10 protein-coding genes are annotated in these 11,969 nt (G+C 69.4%); 7 read left to right on the top strand and 3 right to left on the bottom strand.

All coding sequences use genetic code 11. The features are described 5' to 3' along the window. Positions 1-104: 104 nt before the first annotated feature. Positions 105-1,886 carry an Ig-like domain-containing protein gene (locus tag M3195_RS02530; RefSeq protein WP_251585321.1) on the top strand — a complete coding sequence of 594 codons (1,782 nt, stop codon included), beginning with the start codon at positions 105-107 and terminating at the stop codon, positions 1,884-1,886. A gap of 13 nt (positions 1,887-1,899) precedes the next feature. Here the strand turns inward: M3195_RS02530 and M3195_RS02525 are convergent, their stop codons facing one another. The 3 genes from M3195_RS02525 to M3195_RS02515 are packed head-to-tail and all read right to left on the bottom strand — an operon-like array spanning position 1,900 to position 5,122. Further along, positions 1,900-3,405 (bottom strand): hypothetical protein, encoded by a 1,506-nt coding sequence (locus M3195_RS02525; protein WP_251584912.1) that lies wholly within the window; start codon positions 3,403-3,405, stop codon positions 1,900-1,902. Positions 3,406-3,447: 42 nt separating this feature from the next. Further along, the gene (locus M3195_RS02520; protein ID WP_251584909.1) at positions 3,448-3,777 is read right to left on the bottom strand and encodes an L-rhamnose mutarotase; all 330 of its coding nucleotides are present in this window, start codon (positions 3,775-3,777) and stop codon (positions 3,448-3,450) included. A 16-nt stretch (positions 3,778-3,793) separates the two neighbouring features. Beyond that, complete coding sequence (locus tag M3195_RS02515; RefSeq protein WP_251584907.1) at positions 3,794-5,122, bottom strand: alpha-L-fucosidase; 1,329 nt, start codon at positions 5,120-5,122, stop codon at positions 3,794-3,796. A gap of 82 nt (positions 5,123-5,204) precedes the next feature. On the opposite strand from M3195_RS02515, the gene M3195_RS02510 reads away from it, so the two are divergent. From M3195_RS02510 to M3195_RS02485, 6 genes are all read left to right on the top strand, one after another. Then, complete coding sequence (locus tag M3195_RS02510) at positions 5,205-6,554, top strand: alpha-L-fucosidase (RefSeq protein WP_251584905.1); 1,350 nt, start codon at positions 5,205-5,207, stop codon at positions 6,552-6,554. A 112-nt stretch (positions 6,555-6,666) separates the two neighbouring features. Continuing rightward, positions 6,667-7,923, top strand: coding sequence for an ABC transporter substrate-binding protein (locus tag M3195_RS02505; protein ID WP_251584903.1), 1,257 nt, complete (start codon positions 6,667-6,669; stop codon positions 7,921-7,923). A 13-nt stretch (positions 7,924-7,936) separates the two neighbouring features. Beyond that, the gene (locus M3195_RS02500) at positions 7,937-8,899 is read left to right on the top strand and encodes a carbohydrate ABC transporter permease (RefSeq protein ID WP_251584901.1); all 963 of its coding nucleotides are present in this window, start codon (positions 7,937-7,939) and stop codon (positions 8,897-8,899) included. After that, entirely contained in the window at positions 8,892-9,776 is an 885-nt protein-coding gene (locus M3195_RS02495; RefSeq protein ID WP_251584899.1) for a carbohydrate ABC transporter permease, read from the top strand. Before M3195_RS02500 ends, M3195_RS02495 begins: the two co-directional genes overlap by 8 nt. Beyond that, a complete protein-coding gene (locus M3195_RS02490; protein ID WP_251584897.1) occupies positions 9,776-10,915 on the top strand; it encodes a mandelate racemase/muconate lactonizing enzyme family protein in 1,140 nt (379 codons plus the stop codon). Before M3195_RS02495 ends, M3195_RS02490 begins: the two co-directional genes overlap by 1 nt. After that, positions 10,912-11,967 (top strand): aldo/keto reductase, encoded by a 1,056-nt coding sequence (locus tag M3195_RS02485; RefSeq protein WP_251584895.1) that lies wholly within the window; start codon positions 10,912-10,914, stop codon positions 11,965-11,967. Before M3195_RS02490 ends, M3195_RS02485 begins: the two co-directional genes overlap by 4 nt. The last annotated feature ends 2 nt before the right edge of the window (positions 11,968-11,969 follow it).

Below are 11,969 nucleotides of genomic sequence, written 5' to 3'. Positions count from 1 at the left end.
CGCCGACGCGGCGCCGCCGGACGACGGAGGGGATGGCACGGATGCAGTCGAGGACGCCTCAGCGGAAACGGTCGTGGAGAAGCGCATCGAGTGCCGTCGTGGCCATGGCCGTCGCGGCCGGCGGGATGCTCGGAGGAGTCGCCGCACCGGCCGTCGCCGCGGAACCCGGCGCTGCGGAGGACCATCCCGTCACCGTGGTCCTGGCCCTCGGAACGTCCACTCCGGTGACGGATGCACCCGAGGTGCTGAGGGACCGCGCGATGGATCAGCTCGCCGACCTCCGTCAGTACTGGCTCGACCAGAGCGACGGCGCTGTCGACCTCCGCGTCGTCTCGGTGCAGTGGGCCGATGTCGACGAGAACGGGACGACCGATCAGACCGCCTGCAACCCCGGCGGCGCCGGGCGCAACGAGCGGGTGCGCGCCGCGGAGCGGTGGCTCGCGTATCAGAGCAGCCCTCGCGCGCACTTCCTGTACTTCGTCGTCGCCGGCTGCAGCTTCGGCGGGGTCGGACAGCAGCCCGGATCCATCGACGACCCGACCTGGATCGATGTCGAGCAGGGCGGATCCAACCCGCGCCAGGACGGCCCGATCGCTCACGAACTCGGCCACAACCTCACGCTCGGTCATGCGGGGGTGTACACCTGCGCCGACGGCAGCGTCGACGGACTGCCCCGCAGCGCCGGCGGATCGTGCACCTTTCAGGAGTACGGCGACACCCTCGACGTGATGGGCGGCAGCCTGCAGCTCGTCTACAACGACCTCTCGACACCCAACCAGATCCGCCTCGGGTTCCTCGACCAGCCCGATTATCTGGACATCAGCGGCCCCGCGGAACAGCAGGTCACTCTGCAATCGGTGAACCTGCGCCAGGGACTGAGGTCCGTCCAGATCACCGATCCCGTCTCGGGCAAGAAGTACTGGGTGGAGTTCACGACCCCCGACGGCTATAACGTCGGCAACTGGAACGCCCGCTCGAGCGCGACCTGGGACGGCGTCACCTATCGCCGCGGGTACGGCGTCCGCGTTCTCACGTCGCAGCCGGCGAACGGAACGGGGCTGCTCGCCACACCAGCCGCAGCCGACGGGACGCGCAGCACCTTCTGGCCCACCGGTTCGACGTTCACCTCGGCGTCCGGCGGTGTCGAGGTGAACGTGGTGTCGACCACCTCGACCACCGCGACACTCTCGATCAGGACTCGAGCCGATGTCGTCGCCCCCGCCCCACCCGCCTCGCTCGCCAGCGACGGCAAGCGCGTGACGGGAACCGCCGAGCCGGGCGCGACCGTCGTGGTGAGCGCCCCCGACGGAACGACGATCGGCACCGGCGTCGCGTCTCAGGACGGCTCCTTCACGGTCGATCTCGACCCCGCGCAGGCCGACGCGACCCCGTTGAACGTCACGGCGACCGACACCGCCGGGAACTCGTCACCCGCGGCCGCGGTCATGACGGATGTGCCCGAGCCCCCTGAGCTGTCGTTGACACTTGCGAAAGCGGAGGTGCCGCAGGGTGCTCAGCAGAGCGCGACGGCGAGCGGGTTCCGTCCCGGCGAGTCCGTGAGTGGTGTCATGGCCTCGGATCCCGTCGACCTCGGCGCGCGCATCGCGGATGCGTCCGGCTCGGTCTCCTTCACGTGGTCGGTCCCGTCCGGCACCTCGCCGGGATCGCATACCGTGATTCTGACCGGCGCGTCGTCCGGGTCGGTGTCGGCGGTGTTCCTCGTCACTGCGGCGAGCCAGCAGGCATCGGGCTCAGCGGCGCGCCCAGGACGCCTGGCCGCGACCGGAGGCGGCGATGCGTCCCCGGCGCTCCTCGGCGCCGGCGTGCTGATGAGCGCGGGTGCCTGGCTGCTCCTCCGGTCGCGACGGCGCGCGCGTCGGGGATGACGGCAGCGCGGGCTCACGAGTGCACCGGGCCGAGTGGCAGTGGATTCGACGAGAAGTCGAGGATCGACCACCGCCCGCACTCGACGATTCCGTCGGGCACGGTGGACTTCGGCAGCTCCCAGGGAACGGACTGGGAGTCCTCCACCAGAAAGCTGACGTCGCTGATCGCGAAGTCCGTGCGGTTCACGAGCCACGCGTAGCCGTTCAGACGGTGGTCGACCTGCACGAGCTGCGCCGGGTCGTCGAGGTGCAGCTTCGGCAGCCGTGCCGTCCAGAACTGCCCTGCGCCGGTTCGACCCGACGCGTCGATCCATGCGGTGACGCACGCGAGATCGGGGTTCTCTGACGCCTCGGACGCAGCGACCGTGAGACGGGTCGCGCCCACCGCGCCGACGACGAGCACGATCGCCGCAGCGATGACGGCGACCGTGCGGCGTGGACGGATCGGGAGTCGGAGCGCGTGCGGCGAGGCCACGAGTGAGAGCACCGGCAGGAAGGCGATCGGCTCGAGGTAGCGCGCGGCATGGGTGCCGAGAGCGATCGCGCCGAGGACGACGGCCACCGGAAATGCCCACGACGCGACAGCGACCATGCGCGACGCCGGATCGTCGGCACGGATGCTGCGGAGCACGCCGAGACCGAGGAGCGCGAACCCGGTGAGAAGGGCGGCGACCCCGAGCGGTGACTGCAGACGGTGCGCCGCGAGGTCCGAGTAGTGCCCGATCGATTCGCGCCACAGCGATGGCTGGGCGTATCCGGCACCCGTGTTCGCGATCCATGCTGCGAACGGAATACGGAGGAGGAAGCCCAGCCCCGTGCCGGTCAGCGCGGCGGAGAGGAGACCCACGATGCGCACGCGCAGCGCCCGACGGAACACGAAGACGAACGACACCAGGGCGAACGGTATCGTGAACCACGCCGCGTAGAGCGGGTTGGTCAGCGTCGAGAGCGCGGCCACCGCTCCGAGGGAGACGCCGAGGACCACCGTGTGCGTGCTGCTGTCGAGCACCCGGCGACTCAGGCCGATCGACAGCACCACCGCGATGACAGTGGCCGAGTAATAGGTCGTCGTGAGCTGCAGCGACGCGAGCTCGAGAGCATCCCGCGACGCCGTCGTCTCGGTCATCGCCAGCAGGCCGAAGATCGCGACCGCCGCGACCGACCATCCGACGGGCGCGCGCCCGGCTCTCGCGCGGCCCGCCGCGAGGCGGATCGCTCCGTACAGGGCGAGGATGCCGACGACCGCACTCGCGGTGAACAGACCGTCGACCCCGAGCGGAAGCACCGCGCGAAGGCCGGTGAACAGCGCAGTCTCGGGGAGGAAGAGCACACTCGACATCGCCCAGTCCAGCGGCTCGCCGCTGAGGATGGACCGCGACAGGAGCGCGACGACGAGCGAGTCGCCGTCGCGGAAGAGCAGTTCGGCGCGCGGCGACGATGCCACAGTCGCCACGGTGATCAGCGCGACGGCGGCGGCCAGCATCCAGCCCGGCAGCTCTCGCACCCACACCCGCGTCACGGGGCTACTCTGCCACGCGAGCGACGAGCGATCCGACCGGCGTCAGGCGTCGCGCTGTGCCGAGAGATCCCACACCTGCTCGAGGGGCGCGGTGCCCTCGGCGCCGTCTGCATCGCGGAACAACTCGACGAAGCGACCGATGTCGGCCTGCCAGGCGTGGTCGGCCGGGTCGTCGGCGAGCGCCGCGACCGCGGCATCCCAGTCGTCGCACTCGACGAGGTGGAACAGGCGGTGCCCCGAGCGCCAGATCGTCCACTCATGGATTCCGATACGAGCGAACGTCGCGGCGAGGTCGTCGGGGATCCGCTCGTGGTTGGTGCGGTAGTCGTCGACCGCGCCGTCGCGGATCTCGGAGTGCAGGGCGATGCGCATGGTGAGTGGCCTTTCGTCAGGTGCGGACCCGGAACGAGATCGCGACGGGACCCTCGGCACCCGTCGCCTCGACCAGGATGGCATCCCCGGTCCTGGTCGCGGCGACCGGCGTGCCGGCGATCTGCGCCGTCGTCTCGTCGAGCATCCCGCTGGGGTCGGCAAGACTCACGGTCCCTCGCGCGTCGACCAGGGCGTGCACGGCGTCGCCCGAGCGGGTCCATCGCACCCACGGGTCGTCGGAAGGGTTCAGCCCGTCCACCGGTCGGGCGTCGAAGACGGTGTGGCCGTGTCGGGCAGTCCACGCGGCGATGCCCTCGAGCGTCTGCCGCTGGAGATCGGGAATGCGGCCCGCCGCGTCGAGGCCGATGTTCAGCAGCAGGTTCCCGCCGCGGGAGACGACGTCGACGAGCAGCCGCACCGCTTCCTCCGCCGAGAGCAGATGCTCGGACGTCTCGTTGCGGTTGTGGCCGAAGGAGAGGCCGATGCCACGGGTGTTCTCCCACGCGTCGCCGACCTCGACCGCCGTGCCGTGCACGTACTCGCTCGTGCGGAAGTCCCAGTGCGACCTGCCCCACCGGTCGTTGACGACTCCGTCCGGCACCGCGTCGTAGAAGACGTCGAACGCGTGCGCGAGGCTTTTCGGACCGGGCGCGATGCCGGCATCCGGCCAGCGGATGTCGCCCCACAGGATGTCCGGGCGGTATCGCTCGACCAGGTCGACGAGATGGTCGTGCGCGTACTCGGCGTACGGGAGGTCGTCGGGCGCCGGGGCGCCGTCGTGATCGATGGGCGGCAGGTCGGAGAAGTGCCAGTCGAGGCCGCCCGAGTAATAGACCCCGAACCGCAGGCCCGCCCGTCGGGTGGCGTCGGCGAAGGCGCCGATCAGGTCGCGGCGAGGTCCGCGCGCCACCGTGTTGCGGCCGTCGGTGCCCGGAGCGTCCCATAGCGTGACGCCGTCGTGATGCTTGGTCGTGGGGATGAAATAGCGCGCTCCGGTCGCAGCGACGACGGCGAGCACCTCGTCGGGATCGAACTCCTCCGCGCGCCACCGGTCGAGGAAGTCGTCGTAAGGGGCACCGCCGTGCACGGTCTCGTGATGCACACGCGCCGGGGATCCCTCGATGCGGATCGTGTTGGCGTACCACTCCGCATACGGGTTGTGCGCGTACCACTCCTCGCGGGATACAGCGCCGAGCTCGCCGGTCGGCTCAGCCCATGCCGGCACCGAGTACGGCCCCCAGTGCACGAAGATGCCCAGACCGGCGCCGCGGTACCACTCGGGCAGCGGTCGCTCGAACCGGCGGTACTCGGCGGGCCTGACGGCGTCCTTCTCGAACATGACCATCGGCGCTTCTCCTTCACTCCGTTGTGGGATATATTGCGTATCAGGTATCCTATAGGAAATTGTGATCTCGATGAGGAGAGTCATGGCAGACGCAGCAGTCTTCCGCCGGCAGACCCAGCGCATCCCCGGCGGCGAATGGTTCAGCGGGGCGGGTCTCGGAATCTTCGTGCACTGGGACCAGGCCTCCCAGCAGGGCGTCGAGATCTCCTGGCCGCTCGTCGGACGCTCCATCATCCCCGGGCAGGATGCCGTCGAGGACCGCGTCACGGTCGCGGAGTACCAGGCGACCGCGCCGACGTTCGACCCGACCGACTGGGATGCGGCAGACCTCGCCCGTCGGGCGCGCGAGGCGGGCGCCACCTATGTCGTCTTCACCGCCCGGCACCACGCGGGTTACAACATGTTCTTCACCGAGCAGTCGGACTTCGGTGTCGAGCACGGCCCCTTCCGGCGCGACATCACCCGCGAGTTCGTCGAGGCCGTGCGCGCGGCAGGGCTCCGCGTCGGCATCTACTACAGCCTGCCCGACTGGAACCACCCCGACTACCCGGCCTTCCGTGACGAGGACCTGCCCTACAAGCTCGAGCACTGGCCGGCCGCCGGACTCCCCGAGTTCGCGGACACCCCGGACGCGACCGACCGCCACCGCCGTTCGAGCCCCGAGGAATGGGAACGCTACCTGGAGTATCTCCGCGCGCAACTGCGCGAGCTGCTCAGCAACTACGGCACGATCGACCTGCTCTGGTTCGACGGCGACTGGGAGCGCTCAGCGGTCGAATGGACGGCTCCCGCGCTGCGGCGTCTCATCAAGGAGCTGCAGCCGGACGTCGTGATCAACGACCGGCTACCAGGGCAGGGCGACTACCGCACTCCCGAGCAGGGCTTCCCGCTCGCCGCGCCGACCGGCCCCTGGGAGCTGTGCCTCACGATCGGCGACCACTGGGCCTACCGTCGTGGTCCCGACAACGAGAAGTCGGCGCGCTCGCTGCTCGTGACGCTCATCGACGTCGTCGCACGCGGCGGCAATCTGCTGCTCAACGTCGGCCCGGGCCCCGACGGCGCGCTCCCCGAGGTCGAGCAGGAACGGCTGCAGGAGTTCGCCGACTGGATGCCGGCTCACGCCGAGTCCGTGATCGGCGTCGACCCCACCGAGGGGATCGACTTCCATGGACCGACGACCGCCCGAGATGGGCGGCTCTACCTGCACCTCACGGCCCTGCCGGTCGACGAGATCATCGTGCGGGGGCTCCCGGTGCGGCGCATCACCCGCGTGCACCGCCTGGCCGACGGCCTCGACCTGCAGCACGATGCGACCTTCGAGGTGCACGAGGCCTCGACGGCCGGGGACGATCTCGGCGAACTGCGCATCGTCGCCCCCGACCCGAGCGGAGCGCTGATCGACGTCGTCGCCATCGACTTCTCCACCACCTGATCACAGACATGACAGCGTCCGGGCCACCTCCACCCCGATCGAGGCCGGACGCATCCGAGCGGTACCCCTCACCCACGCATCGATGATGCATCCAATGAAGGAGGCAGACAGTATGAATGCAGTCCCCACGCGCCGTGCCAGGCGCCTGATCGTCTCCGGCATCGCCGGACTCGCCGCGGTCACCCTCGCCGGGTGCGCGAGCAGCTCGGGCGGAGGCGGCGGAGACGCCGGCGGTCCGCTCGTGCTCTACACCTGGGCCGCCAGCGAGGGCGATCAGGCGCAGTGGGCCGACTTCATCTCCGGTGCGAAGGCCGAGGACCCCGACCTCGACATCTCCGTCGAGGGACCGAGCTTCTCGGACTACTGGACCAAGGTCAAGACGCGACTCAGCGGCAGCAATCCGCCGTGTCTGCTGACGACGCAGGCCGCACGCGCTCAGGAGCTCGGCGATCTGCTGATGCCGCTCGACGACCTCATCGAGGAGAGCGGATTCGACACCGATGAGATCGACGCGTCGATGCTCGCCGGTATGACGGTCGACGGCACGATCCGGGCGATCCCGTACGACGCCGAGCCGATCGTGCTGTTCTACAACGTCGAGGCGTTCCAGGCCGCTGGCCTGCAGCTCCCTGGCACGGACTACACGCGAGACCAGTTCATCTCCGACGCGAAAGCCCTGACCGATGGTGACAAGAAGGGGCTCGCGCTGGCACCCGGCATCTTCATCCCGAACGCCTGGTCGCTGGCCGACGGCGTACCCGCCGTCACGGAGGACGGTGAGCTGGACCTCACCAACCCCGACTTCGTCGAGCAGATGCAGAGTTTCTTCGACCTCGTCGCGGTCGACCAGGTCGCGAAGGCGCCGGAGGCGGCCGACGGCTCCGAGGTGTCGCAGCAGGCGTTCACCTCCGGTGCGGTGCCGATGCTCATCGAGGGGCCATGGATGTACGGCAGCTTCGCCGAAGCCGCCGACTTCACGCTCGGCGTCACGATCGTGCCGTCGACCAGCGGCAGTGCTGCGGCCATGACCGCCGGCTCGGGCTTCGGGATCGCGGCGAACTGCGAGCGGCCGGAAGAGGCGTTCGCGGCTATCGAGGCGCTCACCTCGCTGTCGGTGCAGGAGAAGCAGGCCGAGGCCCGGGGCATCGTCCCCGCCCGCATCGAGGCGCTTCCGGCGTGGGCCGAGGGCAAGACAGAGGGCGCGGCCGAGGTCGTCGAGGCGCTGCTGTCGGATGCGACGCCGCAGCGTACGACCCCCACCTGGAATCAGGTCGAGACCCTCATGACGCAGTACGGCGTGCAGGGCTACCGCGGCGAGCTGACGGCCGAGGAGATCATGGAGACGATCCAGAACTCGGTGGCGGGCTGAGCGGATGGCCATCATGAGCGACCGGAGAGAGGCTGCGGCCTCCTCTGCGATGCCCGACGTGGCGGGGGTGCCGACCGGCGCCCCCGCCCCGCGGGTGCCGCGTCTACCGCGACGGCGGGGTCACGGCTGGGTGGCGGTGGCGTTCCTCGCGCCGGGGATGATCGGTTTCGTCCTGTTCATCCTCACGCCGCTGTTCGGCTCGGCGTTCATCAGCCTCTTCGACTGGAAGCTGTTCGGCAGCCCCGACTTCATCGGCGTCGACAACTACGTCAAGCTGTTCCGAGACCCGACGTTCTACACCGTGCTGGGCAACACCGTGATCTTCGCGGTGGTCTACACGGCGCTGAACCTGTTCGTCGCGCTCACGATCTCGCTCTGGCTCAACACCCGCATGAAGGCGGCTGGTGCGTGGCGGGTGGTCTTCTTCCTGCCGGTCATCACCCCGATGGTCGCCAACGCGCTGGTGTGGAGGCTGCTGCTGTCGCAGGACGGGCTCGTGAACTCGATGCTCGCCACGGTCGGGATCGACGGGCCGAATTGGCTCTCCGATTCGGCGTGGGCGCTCCCGTCGGTGATCGCGATGTCGGTGTGGCAGTCATTCGGCTACAACGTCATCGTGCTCTCGGCCGGCCTGAGCGCCATTCCGAAGGAGCTCCTCGAGGCGTCCCGCATCGACGGCACGACCGCCTGGCAGCGACTGCGGTTCATCATCCTCCCGCTGCTGTCTCCCTCGCTGTTCTTCTGCTCGACCATGACCATGATCGGCGCCTTCCAGGTTTTCGTGCAGCCGCTGTTCCTGACCCAGGGCGGTCCGGGCGAGAGCACGAACACGTTCGTGCTCTACCTGTACCGCAACGGCTTCGTGTTCGATCGGCTCGGCTACGCATCCGCGCTCGCGTGGATCCTCTTCGTCGTGGTGATGCTCATCACGGCTCTGCAGTTCGTCGGGCAGCGCAAGTGGGTGAACTATGAGTGACCGCGACCTCTCCGCCACCGCCCTGCTGGTGCTTCCTCGACGAGCGAAGCAGCGGCGGACCACCGTGAAGGAGTGGCTGAACACCGCAGCGATCGCCGTGGTGGCGCTGATCTTCGCGTTCCCGTTCATCTGGATGTTCCTCACGGCGCTGAAACCCGAGAATGAGGTCTTCACCGAGACGCCGCAGATCTTCGGATCCGAGATCCGCTGGGCGAACTTCGTCGAGGCGTGGACGGTCGTGCCGTTCGGACGCTTCATCCTCAACGGACTGTTCGTCGCGATCCTCGGTGCCGCGCTGTCGGTCGTCGTCGCCGTGCTCTCGGCCTACGCGTTCTCGCGACTCCGCTTCCGGTTCCGCGACAAGCTGTTCCTCCTGTTCGTGCTCACTCTCGTGCTGCCGCAGGAGGTGCTGGTCGTTCCGCTGTTCATCATGATCAACGGCTGGGGCCTCAACGACACCTACGCGGCGCTGATCATCCCGTTCGCGTTCACGGCGTTCGGCACGTTCCTCATGCGGCAGTTCTTCCTCACCATCCCACTCGAGTACGAGGAGGCGGCGCTGATCGACGGCGCCTCGCGGTTGCGCACCCTGTGGTCGGTGCTGCTGCCGCAGCTCACGGCTCCCCTCAGTGTGCTGGCGGTCTTCTCGTTCATCGGCTACTGGAACTCGTATCTGTGGCCGCTCATCATCATCAACACGCAGGACATGGCCACGGTCCCCCTGGGGCTCGGCATGTTCACCGGCCAGTTCGGCACGCAGTGGGCTCTGCTCATGGCGGCGTCGACCCTGGCCGTCATACCCTCGCTGGTCCTGGTGCTGCTCCTGCAGCGTCAGCTGATCAAGGGGGTCACCCTGGGCGGACTCGGAGGACGCTGATGACCACCACTCACGACACACGCCTCGAGGTGCACACGGACGCCACGGCGCGAAGCCGCATCGTGCACGCCGAGGCCCGGCTCTGCGACATCCCCGTCGAGACGGAGCGCACCGACGCGCTGCAGACCTTCGTGAAGCAGGAGACCGTCCTCGTGCGGATCCGCACGGCGGACGGCGCGGAAGGCGTCGGCTACAGCTATACGATCGGCACGGGCGGTGGCGCGGTGCTGAGCCTGCTGCGCGAGACGCTGCTGCCCGCGCTCATCGGGCTCGAGGCCGAGCGGCCGGAGGCCGTGTGGCTGTCGCTCTTCGGCATCACAAGGGCCACGACGGTCGGGCCGATCACGGCGCTCGCGCTCGCCGCGATCGATACCGCGGTCTGGGATGCGAGGACGACGCGCGCCGGGCTGCCGCTCTGGGTCGCGGCCGGAGGCGCCTCCCCCTCGGTGCCGATGTACGACACGGAGGGCGGCTGGCTGCACTATCGCACCGACGAACTCGTCGAGCACGCGGTCGCCGCGAAGGAGCGCGGCATGGGTGGGGTCAAGATCAAGGTCGGCATGCCGCGAGGTCACCAGGACCTCGACCGTCTGCGCGCCGTGCGGGACGCCGTCGGCCCGGATCTCGACATCATGGTCGACGCGAATCAGTCGTTCTCCGTCTCGGAAGCGGTGCGCCGCGCGCGGCTGTTCGAGCAGGTCGACGTGTTCTGGTTCGAAGAGCCACTCCCCGCCGAAGACGTCGAGGGACACCGCCTCCTCGCCCGGTCGACGTCGGTGCCCATCGCGGTCGGCGAGAGCATGTACTCGCTCGGTCATTTCCGCGAGCACCTGCAGCGCGGCGGGGCGTCGATCGTGCAGGCGGACGTCGCCCGCGTCGGCGGCATCACTCCGTGGCTCAAGATCGCGCACCTCGCGGAGTCGTTCAACGCGAAGGTGGCACCGCACTTCCTCATGGAGCTGCACGTCTCGCTCGTCTGCGCGATCCCCAACGCGCTGTACCTCGAGCACATCCCGCAGCTGCGGGCCGTCACCACGGGAGAGCTGCGCGTCGAGAACGGAAGGGGGTGGGCGCCCACGGCGCCCGGCCTCGGCATCCCCTGGGACGATCGCGCGCTGGACCGGCTGATCGTCTCATGAGTCTCGTCGACATCCCAGCCGTCGCCATCGGACGCGGCGGACTCGCCGCCCCGCCCGTCGGCTACGGCGCCGCCGCGCTCGGCAATCTCTACCGAGCGCTCGGCGACGACGAGTGGCCGGCGATCGTCCCCACGGCGTGGGACAGCGGCGTACGGTACTTCGATGTGGCCCCGCACTACGGCCTCGGGCTTGCCGAGCGACGGCTGGGCGAAGGGCTGCGTGCCCTGCCGCGAGACGAGTTCCTCGTCTCGACGAAGGTGGGGCGACTGCTCGTGCCGCAGGATGCCGATGGCCGCACGGATCTGGAGAACCTCTTCGACGTGTCGTCCGACCACCGACGGGTCCGCGACTACTCGCGGGACGGCGTCCTGCGCTCCATCGAGGATTCGCTGACCCGGCTCGGCCTCGACCGCATCGACATCGTGCTCGTGCACGACCCCGACGAGTTCGAGCGCGAGGCGCTCGACGGGGCGTTCCCGGCGCTCGCCGAGCTGCGTGATCAGGGCGTGATCACGTCGTTCGGGGCGGGCATGAACCAGAGCGCGATGCCCGCCCGCTTCGTGCGCGAGACGGATGCGGACGTGATGATGATCGCCGGACGGTGGACGCTGCTCGACGAATCCGCCGCCGACGACCTGCTGCCCGCCGCGGAAGAGCGCGGTGTGAGCGTGCTCGCCGCTGCGGTGTTCAACTCCGGCATCCTCGCGATCGACGACCCGGCGCCCGGCGCGATGTTCGACTACGGACCGGCCGGGGAGCAGATCGTCGGGCGTGCGCGCGCGATCGCGCGCGTCGCCGCCCGCCACGGGCGCACGCTTCCCGAGCTGGCAGTGCAGTACCCGCTCCTGCATCCGGCGGTGGCGGCCGTCGTCCTCGGCGGGGCGAGCGCCGACCAGATCTCGCGCAACAGCGGTCTGCGGGAGCCTCCGGTCGCCGCCGACCTCTGGGACGAGCTCCGGGAACTCGGTCTGATCAGCCACTCTCCGTCGGTGGTCGCGGGCCCGACGTCCGCGCGCCCGCGATATGAGCGCGAGGGGCAGCCCGTACGATGAGA

Origin of the sequence: Microbacterium hydrocarbonoxydans (genome assembly GCF_023715885.1) — a bacterium.
In the GTDB taxonomy this organism is placed as follows: domain Bacteria; phylum Actinomycetota; class Actinomycetes; order Actinomycetales; family Microbacteriaceae; genus Microbacterium; species Microbacterium hydrocarbonoxydans_C.
Note: the sequence above shows the minus strand (reverse complement) of the source record. Positions and strands in the feature narration are given on the sequence as shown.